17 protein-coding genes are annotated in these 18,330 nt (G+C 68.9%); 9 read left to right on the top strand and 8 right to left on the bottom strand.

The window, feature by feature from the left end:
* Nucleotides 1–139 precede the first annotated feature (139 nt).
* From BWI15_RS17220 to BWI15_RS17200, 5 genes are all read right to left on the bottom strand, one after another.
* A complete protein-coding gene (locus tag BWI15_RS17220) occupies nt 140–1,204 on the bottom strand; it encodes a dipeptide ABC transporter ATP-binding protein (protein WP_168197330.1) in 1,065 nt (354 codons plus the stop codon).
* Nucleotides 1,205–1,227: 23 nt separating this feature from the next.
* Complete coding sequence (locus tag BWI15_RS17215) at nt 1,228–2,301, bottom strand: ABC transporter ATP-binding protein (RefSeq protein WP_077015414.1); 1,074 nt, start codon at nt 2,299–2,301, stop codon at nt 1,228–1,230.
* A gap of 58 nt (nt 2,302–2,359) precedes the next feature.
* A complete protein-coding gene (locus BWI15_RS17210; protein WP_193432168.1) occupies nt 2,360–3,361 on the bottom strand; it encodes an ABC transporter permease in 1,002 nt (333 codons plus the stop codon).
* 8 nt (nt 3,362–3,369) lie between these two features.
* Nucleotides 3,370–4,416: an ABC transporter permease gene (locus tag BWI15_RS17205; protein WP_083750823.1), complete on the bottom strand. Its 1,047-nt coding sequence runs from the start codon at nt 4,414–4,416 to the stop codon at nt 3,370–3,372.
* A 118-nt stretch (nt 4,417–4,534) separates the two neighbouring features.
* Nucleotides 4,535–4,927 carry a (deoxy)nucleoside triphosphate pyrophosphohydrolase gene (locus BWI15_RS17200; RefSeq protein ID WP_077015413.1) on the bottom strand — a complete coding sequence of 131 codons (393 nt, stop codon included), beginning with the start codon at nt 4,925–4,927 and terminating at the stop codon, nt 4,535–4,537.
* Nucleotides 4,928–5,166: 239 nt separating this feature from the next.
* Between BWI15_RS17200 and BWI15_RS17195 the strand changes: the two genes are divergently transcribed.
* The 9 genes from BWI15_RS17195 (at nt 5,167) to BWI15_RS17155 (ending at nt 15,154) form a co-directional block, all read left to right on the top strand.
* A complete protein-coding gene (locus tag BWI15_RS17195; RefSeq protein ID WP_077015412.1) occupies nt 5,167–5,460 on the top strand; it encodes a hypothetical protein in 294 nt (97 codons plus the stop codon).
* Between the two features lie 11 nt (nt 5,461–5,471).
* Nucleotides 5,472–6,260, top strand: coding sequence for a hypothetical protein (locus tag BWI15_RS17190; protein ID WP_237771315.1), 789 nt, complete (start codon nt 5,472–5,474; stop codon nt 6,258–6,260).
* Nucleotides 6,261–6,294: 34 nt separating this feature from the next.
* Entirely contained in the window at nt 6,295–8,172 is a 1,878-nt protein-coding gene (locus BWI15_RS17185) for a fumarate reductase/succinate dehydrogenase flavoprotein subunit (RefSeq protein WP_077015410.1), read from the top strand.
* Nucleotides 8,169–8,918, top strand: coding sequence for a succinate dehydrogenase/fumarate reductase iron-sulfur subunit (locus tag BWI15_RS17180; RefSeq protein WP_077015409.1), 750 nt, complete (start codon nt 8,169–8,171; stop codon nt 8,916–8,918). The genes BWI15_RS17185 and BWI15_RS17180 overlap by 4 nt, the downstream gene beginning before the upstream one ends.
* 244 nt (nt 8,919–9,162) lie before the next feature.
* Entirely contained in the window at nt 9,163–11,142 is a 1,980-nt protein-coding gene (locus tag BWI15_RS17175; protein ID WP_077015408.1) for an ABC1 kinase family protein, read from the top strand.
* 34 nt (nt 11,143–11,176) lie between these two features.
* Complete coding sequence (locus BWI15_RS17170; protein ID WP_077015407.1) at nt 11,177–12,604, top strand: MFS transporter; 1,428 nt, start codon at nt 11,177–11,179, stop codon at nt 12,602–12,604.
* Between the two features lie 10 nt (nt 12,605–12,614).
* Nucleotides 12,615–12,902, top strand: a complete 288-nt coding sequence (locus BWI15_RS17165; RefSeq protein WP_077015406.1) for a 4a-hydroxytetrahydrobiopterin dehydratase — start codon at nt 12,615–12,617, stop codon at nt 12,900–12,902.
* A gap of 83 nt (nt 12,903–12,985) precedes the next feature.
* Complete coding sequence (locus tag BWI15_RS17160) at nt 12,986–14,257, top strand: phosphodiester glycosidase family protein (RefSeq protein ID WP_077015405.1); 1,272 nt, start codon at nt 12,986–12,988, stop codon at nt 14,255–14,257.
* Between the two features lie 72 nt (nt 14,258–14,329).
* Complete coding sequence (locus BWI15_RS17155; protein ID WP_077015404.1) at nt 14,330–15,154, top strand: acyltransferase domain-containing protein; 825 nt, start codon at nt 14,330–14,332, stop codon at nt 15,152–15,154.
* On the opposite strand, the gene BWI15_RS17150 is transcribed toward BWI15_RS17155, so the two are convergent.
* From BWI15_RS17150 to BWI15_RS17140, 3 genes are all read right to left on the bottom strand, one after another.
* Nucleotides 15,144–16,280, bottom strand: a complete 1,137-nt coding sequence (locus tag BWI15_RS17150) for a hypothetical protein (RefSeq protein ID WP_077015403.1) — start codon at nt 16,278–16,280, stop codon at nt 15,144–15,146. The two genes, BWI15_RS17155 and BWI15_RS17150, sit on opposite strands and share 11 nt — an antisense overlap.
* Before the next feature lie 128 nt (nt 16,281–16,408).
* A complete protein-coding gene (locus BWI15_RS17145; RefSeq protein WP_237771314.1) occupies nt 16,409–17,038 on the bottom strand; it encodes a DedA family protein in 630 nt (209 codons plus the stop codon).
* 85 nt (nt 17,039–17,123) lie between these two features.
* Complete coding sequence (locus BWI15_RS17140; RefSeq protein ID WP_077016038.1) at nt 17,124–18,308, bottom strand: cytochrome P450 family protein; 1,185 nt, start codon at nt 18,306–18,308, stop codon at nt 17,124–17,126.
* Nucleotides 18,309–18,330 lie beyond the last annotated feature (22 nt).

Here is an 18,330-nt window from a genome sequence, read left to right as displayed (position 1 = left end):
GGGTCACGGCTGCCCTGGTGACTGGAATGCCGGTCATCTACTCATGACCTCGACATCTCTTCAACGGTTCTTCGGGGCCGTCACCGGATCGTGACGACTTCCACGCGATACAGAGACCGTTTGTAACCGTCTGTGTCTGTCAGACGACGTCGCGTTCCTCCGGGAAGTGACAGGCGGCCAAGTGGCCGGGAGCTCCGATCTGGACCAGCGGCGGTTCCTGCTCGGCGCAGACGTCCTGCGCTTTCCAGCAGCGAGTGCGGAACCGGCACCCGGTCGGCGGATTCAGAGGGCTGGGCACGTCACCGGTCAACCGGATCCGCTCGCGGCGCTTGACCGCGTCGGGATCGGGCTCGGGAACGGCCGACAGCAGGGCGTGGGTGTAGGGATGACGGGAGTGGTTGTACAGCTCGTCGCGGGCCGCGATCTCGACGATCTTGCCCAGGTACATCACCGCCACCCGGTCGGAGATGTGCCGCACCACCGACAGGTCGTGCGCGACGAACAGGTACGTCAGGTCGAACTCGTCCTGCAGGTCGTCGAGCAGGTTCACCACCTGGGCCTGGATCGACACGTCCAGCGCCGACACCGGCTCGTCGCAGACGATCAGCTTCGGCCGCAGCGCCAGCGCCCGGGCGATGCCGATCCGCTGCCGCTGACCCCCGGAGAACTCGTGCGGGTAGCGGTTGTAGTGCTCAGGATTCAGGCCCACCCGGGCCATCAGGTCCTGGACCGCCTTCCTGGTGCCGCCCTCGGACTTGATGCCCTGGATGTCGAACGGCGCGGCGATGATCGTGCCGACCGTCTGCCGCGGGTTCAGCGACGAGAACGGGTCCTGGAAGATGATCTGCACGTCGCGCCGGAACGGCCGCATCTGGCGCCGGTTCAGGTGCGTGATGTCCGCGCCCTGGAAGGTGATCTTGCCGCCGGTCGGCTCGTCCAGGCGGGTGACGAGCCGCCCGGTGGTCGACTTGCCGCAGCCGGACTCGCCGACCAGGCCGAGCGTCTCTCCGGCGATCAACTGGAAGTCGATCCCGTCGACCGCCTTGACCGCGCCGGTCTGGCGCTGGAAGACGATGCCCTGGGTGACCGGGAAGTGCCGCTGCAGGCCCTCGACCTCGAGCAGCACCTCGCCGCGCACCGGGTTGGTGCGCTCGGAGAACGCCGTCGCCCGCCCGGTCGACTTCGGGGTGGAGGTGGTGGTCACGTCGTCTCCTCGACTGGCCGGGCTCACAGGGCCGGCTTGATCTGCTCGGTGAACAACCGCTGCCGCTCCGGGCTGGGGATGTGGCAGCGGGCCGCGTGCGGGGTGCCGCCGATCTGCAGCAGCTCCGGTACGTCGGTGACGCAGGCGTCGCCGGGCACCTTGTCGCGGAAGTCGCAGCGCGGGTGGAACGGGCAGCCGGTCGGCAGGTTGATCAGCGAGGGCGGTGAGCCCTTGATCGACTTCAGCCGGTCACCGCCGCCGGTGATCCGCGGGATCGAACCCAGCAGGCCCCAGGCGTAGGGGTGCTCGGGCCGGTAGAAGATGTCGCGGACGTCGCCGGCCTCGACCACCCGGCCGCCGTACATCACCACCAGCTTCTGGGCCATCTGCGCGACCACGCCCAGGTCGTGGGTGATGATGATGATCGCGGAGTTGAACTCCTTCTGCAGGTCGTTCATCAGGTCCAGGATCTGGGCCTGCACGGTGACGTCCAGCGCGGTGGTCGGCTCGTCGGCGATCAGCAGCCGCGGGTCGCACATCAGCGCCATCGCGATCATCGCGCGCTGCCGCATCCCGCCGGAGAACTGGTGCGGGTAGTCGTGGTACCGGCTGGCCGGCGACGGGATGCCGACCCGGTCCAGCATGTCGACCGCCCGCTTCTTGGCGACCGCCTTGGACACGTCGTTGTGCACCAGGTACGCCTCGACCAGCTGGTCGCCGATCTTGTAGAACGGGTGCATCGCCGACAGCGGGTCCTGGAAGATCATCGAGACCTTGTTGCCGCGCAGCCGGCGCATCTCCTCGACGCGCATCGAGACCAGCTCGTCGCCGTCCAGCCAGATCTCACCCTCGACCTGGGCCCGGCTGCCCTTGTGCAGGCCCATGATCGCCAGGCTGGTGACGCTCTTGCCGGAGCCGGACTCACCGACGATGCCGAGCGTCTCACCGGGCTGGAGCGAGAAGCTCAGCCCGTTGACCGCACGGACCAGGCCGTCGTCGGTGGGGAATCGCACGTGCAGGTCGCGGACCTCGAGGAACGCGCTGGCGTCCCGCGCGCCGGACGGCTGCACCGGCTCGGTGGATGCGGTCGTGCTCACAGTGTCGGCTCCATCCGGATGCTCGTATCAATGCTGACTGCCAAAAGCACCATCTTGCTCATGAGAGCCGGACCCGGGGGTCGATGAAGGCGTACAGCACGTCGACCACGATGTTGGCGAAGACCACGAAGAACGCGGCGACCAGGACGACGCCCATCACCACCGGCAGGTCGTTGCCGAGCACCGAGTCGATCGACAGCTTGCCCAGGCCCTGGATGCTGAAGATCCGTTCGGTGATCACGGCACCGCCGAGCAGGGCGCCCAGGTCGAGACCGAAGATCGTGACGATCGGGGTCAGCGCGGCGCGCAGGCCGTGCTTGAAGACCACCTGACGCTCGCCCAGGCCCTTGGCCCGGGCGGTCCGGATGAAGTCCTCGTTCATCGTGTCGATCATGTTGGCCCGGGTGAGCCGGGTGTACAGGGCAGCGTTCACCAGCGCCAGCGTCACCCAGGGCAGGATGTAGAACTGGAAGAACGGCACCAGTCCGGCCGACGGACTGGAGTTCGCCTGGTCCGGATAGGGCAGTAACCCGCCCTTCACGATGAAGACGAACACCAGCAGATAGCCGAGGACCAGCGTTGGGAACGAAACACCGAACAACGCCAATCCGACACTGAGTTTGTCCAGCCATTTGCCCTTGCGCAGCGCCGCCAGCAATCCCAGCAGCACGCCGGAGACCAGCCAGAGGACGGCGGCCCCGGTGGCCAGCCAGAACGTCGGGCCGATCGCGTCGGCGATCGAGTCGGTGACCTGCAGGCCGTTCTGCAGCGAACGGTCCAGGCACGGCCAGGAGCAGTGCTCCTGCGAACCCTCGCTGCCGAGCTCGCGGCCGCCCGGGTTGACCAGCCCGCTCATGTACCGGCCGTACTGGACGATCAGCGGGTCGTCGAACCCGTACGACGCGTTGACTTCGGCGATTCGCTCGGTGTTGCAGTCCTTGCCACAGATCAGCAGGGCCGGGTTGGCGGGCGTCGCCCAGAAGAGGAAGAAGGTGATCGCGCTGATCGCGAACAGGATCAGCACCATCTGCAGCAGACGGCGGACGATGTAGTTGAACACGGCTTCGGTCAGCTCCGTCCGGCTCGCGGGTCGAGCGCGTCGCGCACCGAGTCACCCAACAGGTTGAAGGCGAGCACTGTGATGAACAGCATCGCGCCAGGGAAGAAGAGGTAGAGCGGGTTGCCCTCGTACCAGTTGGACGCGTCGGAGATCATCCGGCCCCACGACGCGGTCGGCTCCTTGACGCCGACCCCGAGGAACGACAGCGCGGCCTCGGCGGTGATGTAGGTCGGGATGATCAGCGTCGCGTAGACCAGCAGGGTCGGGATCAGGTTCGGCAGGATCTGCCGGAAGATCACGTAGCCCGGGCCGGCGCCGAGGGAACGGGCCGCGTCGATGAACTCGCGCTCGCGGATCGACAGCGTCTGGCCGCGCACGATCCGGGCCAGGTAGGCCCAGCCGAAGAAGCCGAGCACGAAGATCAGCACGCCCATCCGCAGCGTGTTGTTGTCCGGGATGCCGAAGGTGGACTGGGCCCGGTCGGCGATCACCGGCGTCAGCGCGAGGATGAACAGCAGGGTCGGGAAGCTGAGCAGGATGTCCATCACCCGGCTGAGCAGCGCGTCGACCCAGCCGCGGAAGTAGCCGGCCACCATGCCGACGACGGTACCGAGTACGACGGCGACGACGGTTCCGCCGAGGGCGACCAGCAGCGAGGCGCGGGCGCCGTACACAAGACGGGCGAACACGTCGCGGCCGTTCTGCGGCTCGACGCCGAGCCAGTGCTCGGAGCTCATCCCGCTGCCGAACAGACCACCGGCGGGAATACCGCCCAGCTGGGTGTCCAGCAGGTCGTTGCCGTTGCTGTCCTTGAAGTTCGGCTGGTCGGGCGGGAAGCCGGAGATCTTCACGATCAGCGGCGCCAGCACCGCGATCGCGATGATCAGCAGGATCAAGGTCGCGCTGATCAGCGCGACCTTGTCCTTCTTCAGCCGGGCCCAGGCGATCTGCCCGAGCGAACGGCCTTCGATCTGCTTCGCCTCGGCCGTCTCGGCGATGTGTTCAGAGGGGAGTCCGCCGTCGGGCGGGGAAGCTTCGGTTGCTCCCAGAGTCATGTGTTTCGCCAAGCCTTCCCGGTCGAGCGAAATGTTGTTCGCGGCCTGGCCGGAACCCTACAAATCTCGCAGTGTGGACGCCACGGGACGGGCCACCCTGTCGCTGAATCGTGACTGATCACTCAGCAGCCACCAGCCGGTCACGCAGCGTGGCCAGAAACGGCTGGTCGGCCGGCAGCCAGTTGAGAGTTCGCAGGTCAGCGGCGTGCACCCAGCGGATCTCGGCGTGCTCGCGCAGTGTTGGTGACCAGTCGTGACCGGCCAGTTCGGCCAGGTAGACCCGCAAAACATATTTGTCCCCAATGGGTTGTTCACCCTCCAGGGGTTGACCGACGGTGATCCGCACGCCGAGTTCCTCCTCGATCTCGCGGACGGCGGCGGCCTGGTCGGACTCGCCCGGCTCGACCTTGCCGCCCGGAAACTCCCACCCGCCCTCGGCGCCCGGCCGCAACGCGGCCAGCACCCGCCCGTCGTCAACGATCGCCACGCCGACGACCACCTGTCTGTCCATGGGGGTGACTGTGCCAGGCGGGTTCGGGATCTGGGGGCAGGGCGCGCACAAACAGGACACGGCGGCCTCGATCGCGTTGTACTGAAGGCGGGACACGTCCCTTTACTCCACCTCGGCGCGGTCGGCAAGAAAGGGCAACCTAACTAGAAACACGCCGTACCGACGGGTCTTCCGTTGTGCGCCGAGCGGGGGCAAAGTGTGCCCATACTGACAGCGACAAAACCATTACTGGAGTCGGAATGGGCGACGGCAGCAGCAGCGTGGCCGCTGTGCAGCGCGCACTCGAAGCGTTGCACGGGTGTGTCGGCAAGCTCAGCCAGGAGTACGGCGACACCCTCGGCATCCGCCGGCTGGTGTCCGACGTGGCCCGGTTGAGCGACGACCTCGCAGAGCTCGGCCCGCCCGACCCACGGCACAGACCCGGACCAGTTCCGGAGGAACTCGAGGAGATCCCCGACGTGGAGTATGACGCGTCCATGTGGACAGACGCGGAGCACGAAGGCTTCGGAGCACCGGACCGGCGCGCGCCCTGATGGCTATTGGTGTGAACAGTCCCGGTCGCGCACAGATCGGGCAGAAGACACTGCGGACCGACCGCTGGTGGCTGGCGCCGCTGCGGATCGGCGTGATCCTGGCCTTCTTCGTCGTCTACGCGACGGTCCGGATCTTCATGAACAAGTGGTACTGGGTCGACGCGCACCACTACCTCACTCCCCTGTACTCGCCGTGTGTCACCGCGTCGTGCGTGCCCGGGTCGAGTCACCTGGGCACCTGGTTCGGCGAGTTCCCGCGGGTGATCCCGTTCAGCATCATCACCTTCGCGGTGCTGGCCGGCTTCCGCGGCACTTGTTACTACTACCGCAAGGCCGGCTACCGCTCGCTGTTCTTCGCGCCGTCGGCCTGCGCCGTCCCGGAGCCGCACAAGAGCTACACCGGTGAGCGCAAGTTCCCGCTGGTCGCGCTGAACCTGCACCGCTACTTCTTCTACGGCGCGCTGATCTTCGGTGTGCTCAACGTGTACGACGGGGTGCTCGCCTTCCACGGCGAGGACGGCGGCTTCGGCATCGGCCTGGGCACGGTGATCATCTGGATCAACCTGGTCTTCCTGTGGCTGTACACGCTGTCCTGCCACGCCTGCCGGCACATCGTCGGCGGCCGGCTGAAGAACTTCTCCAAGCACCCGCTGCGCTACCGGTACTGGACCTTCGTGTCGAAGCTGAACCCCAAGCACGGCACGTTCGCGATGATCTCGTTGTTCACCGTGATCCTCACCGACTTCTACATCATGGCGTTGTCGGCCGGCTGGTTGTCCGACCTGCGCTTGTTCAACTGACGCGGTACCAACTGATTCGGGACTCTGCAGACTTATGACTGAGCTGGAACGACACCAATACGACGTCGTCGTGATCGGCGCCGGCGGCGCCGGCCTGCGGGCGGCGATCGAGGCCCGCGAGCAGGGCAAGCGCACCGCGATCGTGTGCAAGTCGCTGTTCGGCAAGGCGCACACCGTGATGGCCGAGGGCGGCTGCGCGGCGGCGATGGGCAACGCGAACTCCAACGACAACTGGCAGGTTCACTACCGCGACACGATGCGCGGCGGCAAGTTCCTGAACAACTGGCGGATGGCCGAACTGCACGCGCAGGAAGCCCCCGACCGGGTCTGGGAGCTGGAGACCTACGGCGCCCTGTTCGACCGTACGCCGGACGGCCGGATCAGCCAGCGCAACTTCGGCGGTCACTCCTACCCGCGGCTCGCGCACGTCGGCGACCGGACCGGGCTGGAGCTGATCCGCACCCTGCAGCAGAAGATCGTTTCCCTGCAGCAGGAGGACTTCCAGGCCACCGGCGACTACGAGGCCAACCTCAAGGTGTACGCCGAGTGCACGATCACCGAACTGCTGAAGGACGGGGACGCGATCTCCGGCGCCTTCGGCTACTGGCGTGAGTCGGGCCGCTTCATCCTGTTCGACGCACCGGCGGTCATCTTGGCCACCGGCGGCGTCGGCAAGTCGTTCAAGGTCACCTCGAACTCCTGGGAGTACACCGGTGACGGGCACGCGCTGGCGATGCGGGCCGGCGCGACGCTGATCAACATGGAGTTCATCCAGTTCCACCCGACCGGCATGGTCTGGCCGCCGTCGGTGAAGGGCATCCTGGTCACCGAGTCGGTCCGCGGTGACGGCGGCGTGCTGCGCAACTCCGAGGGCAAGCGGTTCATGTTCGACTACGTGCCGGACGTGTTCCGGGCGCAGTACGCGGACACCGAGGAAGAGGCCGACCGCTGGTACAAGGACGCCGACAACAACCGGCGCCCACCGGAACTGCTGCCGCGCGACGAGGTCGCCCGCGCGATCAACTCCGAGGTGAAGGCCGGTCGCGGTACGCCGCACGGCGGGGTCTTCCTGGACGTGTCGACCCGGTTGCCCGCCGAGGAGATCAAGCGCCGGCTGCCGTCGATGCACCACCAGTTCAAGGAACTGGCCGACGTCGACATCACCGCCGAGCCGATGGAGGTCGGTCCGACCTGTCACTACGTGATGGGTGGCGTCGAGGTCGACCCGGACACCGCGTCGTCCGTCGTACCGGGTCTGTTCGCGGCCGGGGAAGTTGCCGGTGGCATGCACGGCTCGAACCGGCTGGGCGGCAACTCGCTGTCCGACCTGCTGGTGTTCGGGCGGCGGGCCGGCATGGGCGCCGCGATGTACCTGGACTCGCTCGGCGCGAACCGGCCGAAGATCTCCGAGGCCGACGTCGATGCGGCGGCCGCCGAGGCGCTGGCGCCGTTCGAGCTGGAGGGTGGCGAGAACCCGTACACCATCCACCAGGAACTGCAGCAGTCGATGAACGACCTGGTCGGCATCATCCGCAAGGCCGAGGAGATGGAGCAGGCGCTGTCGCGGCTGGCCGAGTTCCGGGGCCGGATCGCGAAGATGACGGTCGAGGGACACCGGCAGTTCAACCCGGGCTGGCACCTGGCGCTGGACCTGCGCAACATGCTGACCGTGTCGGAGTGCGTGGCCAAGGCGGCGCTGGAGCGCGAGGAGTCCCGCGGCGGTCACACCCGCGACGACTTCCCGGGCATGGACGCGGAGTGGCGCAAGCTGCTGCTGGTCTGCCGGCTGAACGCCGACGGCAGCGTGGACGTGACGAAGAAGGACCAGATCCCGATGCGGGACGACCTGCTCGAACTGTTCGAGCTCGACGAGCTGAAGAAGTACCTCACCGAGGAGGAACTGCCGGCATGACGTACAAGGGCAAGTTCCGCGTCTGGCGCGGGGATGCCGAGGGCGGCGACCTGCAGGACTACGAGGTCGAGGTCAACGAGGGCGAGGTCGTGCTCGACGTCATCCATCGCCTGCAGGCCACGCAGACGCCGGATCTCGCGGTCCGGTGGAACTGCAAGGCCGGCAAGTGCGGTTCGTGCAGCGCGGAGATCAACGGCAAGCCGAAGCTGATGTGCATGTGCCGGATGAACACGTTCGCCGAGGACGAGGTCGTCACGGTCACGCCGATGCGCACCTTCCCGGTGCTGCGCGACCTGGTCACCGACGTGTCGTTCAACTACACCAAGGCCCGCGAGGTGCCGGCCTTCACGCCGCCGGCCGACCTCAAGCCCGGTGAGTACCGGATGCAGCAGGTCGACGTCGAGCGCTCGCAGGAGTTCCGCAAGTGCATCGAGTGCTTCCTGTGCCAGGACACCTGCCACGTGATCCGTGACCACGAGGAGAACAAGGAGTCCTTCTCGGGGCCGCGGTTCCTGATGCGGATCGCCGAGCTGGACATGCACCCGCTGGACGCGGCCGACCGGCAGAAGGCGGCCCAGGAGGAGCACGGGCTCGGCTTCTGCAACATCACCAAGTGCTGCACCGAGGTCTGCCCCGAGCACATCAAGATCACCGACAACGCGCTGATCCCGATGAAGGAGCGCGTCGCCGACCGCAAGTACGACCCGATCGTCTGGCTCGGCAACAAGATCCGCCGCCGCGCCTGAGCTGATCGTGACGCAGCAACCCCCGGCCCGCTCCGCGGCCCGGGGGTTGCTGCGTTGGGGGTGGGGAGGCGGCGGCCGCCCCGGACGCTTCGCCGCGCTCGCTCACGATCCCGCCGCTGCGCTGACCCCTCCCGCCTTCCCCTCCCCGAGCCCGCCGGCTCGGGGGCGGTTCACTCTTGTGGGGGATCTGCTTCACCTGTGCGGGTGAGACATTCGCCACGTTCTGTCTTCTAGGGTGCTCGGCATGGACGTCCTGCTGATCGGCCTGGTCAACCTCGTCATCTTCATGGTGATCTTCGTGCCGGTGTCCCAGCGCCTGCTCGGTGTGCGGTTCGGGCTGGGCCGGCTGGCGATCGGCGCGTTCCTCACGCTGGTGATCTTCAGCCCCGTGATGAACGCCCTGGTCGGCCCGTTGCCCTGGACCGGTTCGACCGGCGCTGCCGCGGCGTACCTCGGGCTGACCGCGATCTGCTCGATGCTCACCGGGCTGATCTTTCTGGTGCTGTCCGAGGCGCTCGTCCCGACCGGCTCGTTGCCGCGGGTGCGCGATCTGCGCCGCGACGTCGGCGGCCGGATCTCCCGCACCCGCCGGTACCTGCAGATCCTGCGCATCGCCGTACGCCGTGGTCTCGGCCCGTACCTGCGCGGCCGCCGTCGCCCCGGCCGCGAGGACGCCGCCGGGCAGGCCGACCTCGCTCGCTCCCTGCGCCTGGCACTGGACGAAGCCGGCGTCACCTTCGTGAAGCTCGGCCAGGTGCTGTCCACCCGCAGCGACGTGATCCCCGCGTCGGTCGCGGCCGAGCTCAGCCGCCTGCAGGACCAGGTCTCCCCCGCGCCCTGGCCGGAGGTCGAGCAGGCGCTCACCGAGGAGCTCGGCGCCCACCCGCACCAGATCTTCGCCGATTTCGACACCGAGCCGCTGGCCGCCGCGTCGGTCGCACAGGTCTACACCGCGCGGCTGGCCGACACCGGCGCGGACGTCGTCGTGAAGGTCCAGCGCCCGGGCATCACCGCGCTGGTCCAGCGCGACCTCGACATCGTGCGCCGGCTGGCCCGGATGCTGGAGCGCAACACCGACTGGGGCCGGTCGATGGGCGTGCGCGCGCTGGCCGAGGGATTCGCCGACGCGATGATGGAGGAGCTCGACTTCACCGTCGAGGCCAGCAACATGGCCACCGTCGCGGCCGGCCGGGCGGTTGCCACGAACGCCGACGTCGTCGTACCGGAGCTGCATCCGCGGCTGTCGACCCATCGGGTGCTCACCATGCAACGGCTGGACGGGGTCGGGCTGGGCAGCGCTGCCGCCGTCCTGGCCGAGCGGGGACAGGACGGCGCGCGGCTGGCGCGGGTGCTGTTCGACTGCCTGCTGAGCCAGGTCGCGATCGACGGCGTCTTCCACGCGGATCCGCATCCGGGCAACTTCCTGCTGCTCGCCGACGGCCGGCTCGGCATGCTCGACCTCGGCTCGGTCGGCCGCCTCGATCCGTCCACGCGGGAAGCCCTGCAGCGGTTCCTGCTCGGCGTCGACCACGGTGACCCGGTCGCCGCCACGGACGCACTGCTGGAGATCGTCGACCGGCCGGACGTGGTCGACGAGCACGCGCTCGAACGCGCGGTCGGCCAGTTCATGGCCCGGCATCTCGGTGCGGGCGCCGCGCTCGGTCCGGCGCTGTTCAACGACCTGTTCCGCATCATCACCGTGCACGGACTCGGCGTCCCGCCCGAGGTCGCGGCGGTCTTCCGCGCCCTGGCCACGATCGAGGGCACGATCTCGCGGCTGTCCCCCGGCTTCGACCTGATCGCCGCCTCCCGGCAGTTCGCCACCGCGCACGTGACGGACCGGCTCGCTCCGGACGCCCTCCGCCGTACGGCGACCGAGGAGCTCGCCACTCTGCTCCCGATGCTGCGCCGGCTGCCCCGCCGCATCGACCGGATCGCCGCGGCCGCCGAATCCGGCCGGCTCGGCCTGAACGTCCGCCTGTTCGCCGACGAACGCGACCGGCGGCACGTCACCGCCATGCTGCACCAAGCCCTGCTGGCGATTCTCGGCGCCACCGCCGGCGTGATGGCCGTCCTCCTGCTCGGTACGCCGGGCGGCCCGCAGGTGACCGAGTCGATGACGCTGTTCCAGCTCTTCGGCTACAACCTGCTGGTGATCTGCGCGGTGCTCGTCCTCCGGGTGCTGGTGCTGATCTTCCGGCTGCCGGAGGCACAACGCCCTTGACTTCAAGCAGGCTTGAGCATTGAGGATCGGGCGCATGTCTTCGGAGCACGCAGTGCAAGCCCCTGCCCGGCTGTTCGGTCGCGAGCACCTCGCGCTCGTGCTGGGCGTGGTCGGCCTGGTCACCCTGGCCGCTTTCGAGAACCGCGCTGTCGGTACGGCGCTGCCGACGATGGTCCGTGAGTTCGACGCGCTGAGCAGCTTCGGGCTCGCGAACGCGGCCCCGAACGCGTCGTACCTGGTGTCGCTCGCGATCGCCGGGTTGTGGGCGGACCGACGGGGCCCGGTCGCCGCGTTGCGGGCGGGCGCTATCACGTTCGCGCTCGCGCAGCTCCTGGTCGGTACGGCGCAGTCGATGCCGATGGTGATCGGGGGCCGGCTGCTGAGCGGCTTCGCCGAGGGACTGCTCGACGTCGCGCTGATGGTCCTGGTCGCGCGTGCGCTGCCCGCCGCCCTGCGGCCGCGGATGTTCTCGTTGTTCGCCGCGATGTGGATCCTGCCGTCGGTGGTCGGTCCGGTGCTGACCGGACTGGTGACCGAGCAGGTCGGGTGGCGCTGGGTGTTTCTCGGCGCGCTGCTCCTGCTGGTGCCGAGCTGGTTGTGCCTTCGTCCCGCGCTGCGCCTGATCGCGAACCCGACGACCGACGCCGGCGGCGCCGCGGATCGCGGGGCCGACGAACCCACCGCCGGTCGCGACGCGGACGCGCTCGCCGCCGCGCGTGCTTTGTTGCCCTGGGCATTCGCCGCTTCGGTCGCGTTGTTCGCGCTGTCCTGGGCCGGCGACCAGCTCGAGGCGCACGCGATCGCCGCCTGGGTCGCGATCCCGGTCAGTCTGCTCGTGCTCGCCGTCGCCGCCGTACGGGTGATGCCGGCCGGCACGTTCGTCGCACGGCGCGGCTTCCCGGCGGTCGTCGCGGTCCGCGGCCTCGGCGGTGCGGCGTTCGCCGGCGCCGGTGCCTATCTCCCACTGCTCCTCACGCTGCTACACGACTTCAGCCCGTCCCGCGCGGGCGTCACCTTGTCGATCACCGGCGTCAGCTGGGCCGTCGGTTCCTGGCTACAGGGACGCGACCACGGGCTCGACCGTCTGACCGTCCTGCGCACCGGCCTCGCCCTGATGACCCTCGGCATCACCGGTACGTCGCTCTTGGCGTGGACCTCCACCACCTGGCCCGGTCTGATCTGCTGGGCGATCGCCGGAATCGGCATGGGCCTCAACTCCTCCAGCGTCTCCGTCCTCACCCTCGACCTGTCCGACGCGACGAACTCCGGCCGCAACAGCAGCGCCGCCCAGATGGCCGGCACGATGAGCATCGCGGCGGTCTTCGCACTCTTCGGCACGCTGCTCGCCGTCAACGCCGACCACCCGACCGGCTGGGTCTTCGGCGCCATCATCACCACGTCCGCCGCCCTGGCGCTGGCCGCCCTGCTCACCTCGGCCAGAGTGCCGCGCGTTCACCGCTAGAGTGTGCCGCATGGCTGAGCTGCTGACCGACGACCAGATCGACGCGGCAATCCGCGACCTGCTTCCGGAGTGGAAGGTGGCGGACAACGCGCTGGTCCGCAGCGTGCAGAAGGAGAGTTTCCTGGACGGGATCCGGCTGGTGGCCACGGTCGCCCAGCTGGCCGAGTCGATGAACCACCACCCCGACATCGACATCCGCTACACCACGATCACCTTCCGCGTCTCCAGCCACGAAGCCGGCGGCATCACCGACGACGACCTGGTGCTCGCCCGGCACATCGACACCGCGGCGGCCTGACGCCCCCGAAGCGTCATGCGGAAGTTGCTTACCGGTCAACCAAATCGGCCGAAAGTTTTCTCCGGTCGAGTTGAGTGCACGGCATGACTTCTTCCGTACGACCGCGCGTCGCCGCGGCCGGTGCTGTCCTGCTGGCCGCGATCGCCGGTCTCAGCATCGCCCCGGCCGGCGCCAGCGCCGCCGGCAGCCTGACGCTGCCGCTGGGCGACCAGAACCTCACCGAGACCCGCAGTTCCCAGACCCTGACCGACGGCGTCAGTCTGACCCGCATCGTGCGCGGCACCGAGCCGGCGCCGGCGGACCAGATCAACACCACCACGCGTGGTCCGTGGTCGATCAACGTGCTCACCGTCGATCCCGACGAGGCCAAGGGCCACGTCAAGGCGACGTACGGCCCGGACCTGGCCCGGACCGAGAAGACCACCGACCTGGTCCGCGGCGCCGGCGCGCTGGCCGGCGTGAACGCGTCGTTCTTCACCTTCACCGCCAGCCAGCAGTACCCCGGTGACCCGGTCGGCCTGGGCATCTTCGACGGCAAGCTGCTGAGCGAGCCGCTGACCGACCCGGCCGAGACCAACTTCGTGGTCGACGCGAAGACCAGCAAGGCGCTGATCGGGCACCTGAGCTGGACCGGCAGCCTCAAGAACAAGAAGACCGAGGCGGTGCTGCCGCTGGAGTTCGTCAACCACCCGCCGGTCGTGCCCGCCGCCTGTACGGCACTGGCCGACCAGACCGACTGCACCGCCGCCGGTGACGTCGTCCTGTTCACGCCCGAGTTCGCCGCCTCGACGCCGGCCGGTGCCGGGATCGAGGTCGTGCTCGACCAGCGCGGCTGCGTCGTGCGCACCGCCACCACCCGCGGTACGGCGCTGACCGCCGGCCAGACCTCGGTGCAGGCCACCGGCCACGACACCGTCGCCGTCTTCCAGACCCTCGCCGGTGGCTGTGTCAGCACCTCGCTGGCCGTGCGCGACGAGCAGGGCAAGAAGGTTGCCCTCCGCAACAGCCTGTACGGCGTGACCGGCCGCGGCCTGCTGGTCCGCGACGGCGAGGTCGTCGAGCAGCCGACCGGCGGCAGCTTCAACGACCGCAACCCGCGGACCATCGCCGGCACCACCAAGGACGGCAAGCTCGTGTTCGTCACCGTCGACGGCCGGCAGACCACCAGTGTCGGAACGACGATGGGCGAGTCCGCCGCCCTGGCCAAGGCACTCGGCCTGCACAACGCGATGAACCTCGACGGCGGCGGCTCCACCGCGATGGCCGTCAACGGTGCCCTGGTCAACCGCCCGTCCGGCGCCGAACGCGCCGTCGGCGACGCCCTGGTCTACGTCGACGCGAAGTACCGGCGCTGACCCGTCCTCCGGCCGGTGGCAGTCGGCACCGGCCGGAGACGGCACGCCGTGACAATCTGACATGCTGGACGCGTGACGACTGCTGACGAGTACCGACTGCTGGGGTTCAGTGCCGAGGACCAGGCCGACACCGAGAAACTGGACGTCGACCCGGCGCTGGTCGCCGGCTTCGCCGAGGAGCTGCGCAAGGCGATCGGCGGCGTACCGGTCGAGGGTGAGCTGGAGGCGCCGGACGACCCGATGGTCTCACTGGCGGCCTACCTGGAGACGCTGCCGGACATCCGCCGCTACCACCAGGAGCGCGGGATCAGCGACGAGATCAGCTGGGCCACGCTCGCCGATCTCGGTCAGCAACTGAAGGTCCACCGGCGCACGCACGGATCGTTCGGGCTCGAGACGCACTGGTGGGTGACGACGTACTGGACCGGCGCCCTGTACGCGCTCGGCCGGCTGCAGTTCCTGATCCACCCGGTGCCCGACGCCCACCCGGTGCCCGGTGTCGAGCCCGGTGAGTGGGTGCTCGGCGTGCACATCCCGGAGACCGGTCCGCTGACGCCGGAGTCCGTCGACGACAGCTTCGACCAGGCCCGCGCGTTTTTCGCCGAGCACTTCCCCGAGCACCCGGTGAAGACCGCGACGCTCGGCTCCTGGCTGATCGACCCCTACCTGCTCGACCACCTGCCGCAGGACTCGAACATGGTCCGCTTCGGCCGCCGCTTCACGCCGTACGGCGAACCGTACGACTCCCAGGACAGCGCGATCTTCTTCACCTTCCGCAGCCACGACCTCGGCAAGCTGGACGAGTTCCCGCAGGACACCGCGCTGCAGCGGCTGATCGTCGAGCGGATCAAGGCCGGCGGGACGTGGCAGACCGGGTTCGGCTACCTCAGCCTTTAGGGACGCCGTACTTGGTCAGCCAGGCGATCAGCTCGACGTTGCTCACGCAGCGGACGTCGGGCTGCTTGCAGGTCTCCTGGACGAAGGTCGTGAGCGAGTCGGAGTAGACGCTGTTGTTCCACCGGTTGAAATGGTTGCCGAGGAACAGCGGCGGGTTGTTGCCCGCCCGCGACCGCGCCAGCGCCTGCCGGTACGTCGCGAGCACCTGGGCCTTCAGCTTCGGCGCGTGCGCGAGCGGCGCCTTGCGGGCCTTGGTCTGGCTGTACCAGAGGTTGTAGTCCATCGTCAGCGTGCTCTTGCCCGTGCCGGCCAGCTCGACCGACTGCAGCGGGAAGTCCCAGACGCCGTCCTTCTTCTTCGGCCAGGCGATGTACCCGGGCTCGGACGCGTCGTACAGCATGCCGCGCTGCCGCATCACCTGCCGGTACGCCGGCCGCCTGCCCTCCAGGCACGGCGTGCGCATGCCCTTCACCGTGGACGGATCGAACGGCGCGGCGAGCGGCTTGCCCGCGGCCAGTGACGGCCCGGTCTCGACCATCTTGTCGAAGGCAACGAACTCGGCCTTCCACTGGGCGACCGACCAGCGCTCGATCCCGTTCTTGCCGCAGAAGTGCCCGTTCGCGTGGGTGCCGATCTCGTGGCCCTCGGCAATCGCCCGGCGCAGCACGGTGGCCCGCTCGACCGCGTTGTCCGGCACGGCCCAGCCGATGTCGGAGGCGCCGGGGTTGTGGTACGCCGGTTTGTAGTCGGTCTTGCGGGACTCGGGATACAGGTACGGGCCGGACAGGAAGAACGTCATCCGCGCGTCGACCTGCTGGGCGATCTTGCGCCAGTGCGACCAGAGCGCGAGGTCGCCGGCGCCGTCGAACGAGACGACCACGAACAGCGGCGGTTCGCCGTTCGGCAGCTTCGCCGGAAAGGACCTGGTCACCGGCGCGGCGGACGGCGGTTTGACCCTCGGCGACAGCATGGTGGTGGGGTCCGGCTCGCTCGGCTTCGCCGTCGGCGTACCGGACGGGGATTTCGCGGGCGGGCCGGACGAGGCCTGTGGCGCGGTGTCCGCGCACCCGGCGGCCACTGCCGCCACCACCATCGTCGATGCGATCAGTCGCCGGCGCCTCAGCATGCCTCGGCCACGACGTCGCCCCGGACAGTCCCCCAGTTGTGTGCCCCCGTCATACCGCTACTGACGCACGAACCGGCGATCCGGTTGGCCGAAGACACGCGGCCGGGTCGGAAGCGTCCGGTACTTCGTTACTCGGCCGCGACCCGGACGGCCTTGCGGCGCGCGACGATCCGCCGCGTCGTTTCCAGCACCAGACCGATCGTGAAGGCCAGGCTCAGGCTGAACGCGAGCGCCTTCAGCGAGTCGTGCGCGAACGCGTCACCGCCGAGGTAACCGAGCAGCGCGACGTAGGTGTACGCGACGGTGACCCCGGCCGCGGTGAACAGCACGAACTTGCGGAACGAGTACGCCGTGGCGCCGGCGGTCAGCGTGGCGACCATCCGGGCGCCGGGGATGTAGCGGACCGTCATCAGGATCAGCCCGCCGCGGGTGTGCAGCGCCGTGCTGACCTTCTCGTACATCGCCTGCCGCGCGTCGCGGCGGCGCATCCAGCGGCGCAGGGCGGGCCCGGAGCCGCGGCCCAGGAAGTAGCAGACGCACTCGCCGATCACCGAGCCGACCATCGCCAGCACGATCACGAGCAGCAGGTTCTGATGGCCGGCCGCGGCCGCCATCCCGGCGGTGACGATCAGTCCCTCGCTCGGGATCACCGGGAACACGGCGTCGATCAACGCCGCGAGGAACAGGACGAGCAGCAGCCAATGCGAGGCCATCGCCATGCTGAGCAGCTCTCGGGCGGCCTCCATCAACTCTGTCACGCCCCCGAGCATGCCATCCGGTGTCAAGGTGATCCCAATCCCAACGCTGTGATTCGGCCCGTCCGGCGAGGAATTCACCCGCTGTTCACAGCAGCACCGGGAGCTCGGAAATACCGTTCATCAACAGGCCCGGATGACGGTGCGGATCGGCGCCCGGTTCGGCCAGGCGCAGGCCGGGGAACCGGTCGAACAGCAGGCCGAGCGCGATCCGGCCCTCGAGCCGGGCCAGCGGCGCGCCCAGGCAGTGGTGGATGCCGTGTCCGAAGCCGAGGTGCTGGTTCTCGGTCCGGGTGATGTCGAGCTCGGCTCCGTTCCCGAACCGCGCGTCGTCACGGTTGGCCGCGGTCAGCGCGAACACGATCACCTCGCCGGTACGGATCGTCCGCCCGGCGACCTCGATCGGCGCCGCCGCGACGTACGGGATCGCGGCCTGCAGCGGGCCGTCGTACCGGATCAGTTCCTCGACGGCCGCCGGGAGCCGCTCGGGCTCGGCCTTGAGCAGCGCGAGTTGGTCGGGGTGGGTGAGCAGCGCGTGTACGCCGTTGGTGATCAGGCTGACCGTGGTCTCGTGGCCGGCGGCGAGCAGCAGGAAGACCATCGAGGTGAGCTCGTCGGTGCTCAGCCGGTCGCCGCCGTCGCGGGCCGCGATCAGCGCGGAGAGCAGGTCGTCGGACGGCGCGACCACCCGGCGGTCCTCGATCAGCTCATGGATGAACTCGACCATCGCGAGCGCGCTCTCGACGTACACCTCGGGCGGGTGCACGGACGCGTTCACCACCACCGAGGACCAGCGGCGGAAGTCGTCGCGGCGGATGGCCGGGATGCCGAGCAGTTCGGAGATGACGGTGATCGGCAGTGGATAGCTGTAGGCGTTGACCAGGTCGACCGGCCCGTCCGCCGCGGCCATCTCGTCGAGCAGCCCGGATGCGATCTCGCGGATTCGCGGCTCGAGCAGCTCGATCCGCCGGCGCGTGAACGCTCCCGACACGAGCTTGCGCAGCCGGGTGTGGTCGGGCGGATTGGCGCTGAGCATGTGCCGGTCCATCGAATTGACCAGGCTGTCGAACACGTGGTCGCGGTGCGGTCCGTCCAGCGGCGACCTGACGACGTCCGGATGAGCCAGCAACTCCCGCGCTTCGGCGTACCCGGTGACGAGCCAGACCGGCACTCCGGTGAACAAAGTCAGGTACTGCAACGGTCCCTGAGCGGCCAGCTCCGCGAACCCCTTGTGGCGAGCCTGACCGCTGGTCTCGGTGAATGGCGAAGTCACCTCACCACCGTACGTTCCGCGG

Origin of the sequence: Kribbella sp. ALI-6-A (genome assembly GCF_001984195.1) — a bacterium.
In the GTDB taxonomy this organism is placed as follows: Bacteria; Actinomycetota; Actinomycetes; order Propionibacteriales; family Kribbellaceae; genus Kribbella.
Note: the sequence above shows the minus strand (reverse complement) of the source record. Positions and strands in the feature narration are given on the sequence as shown.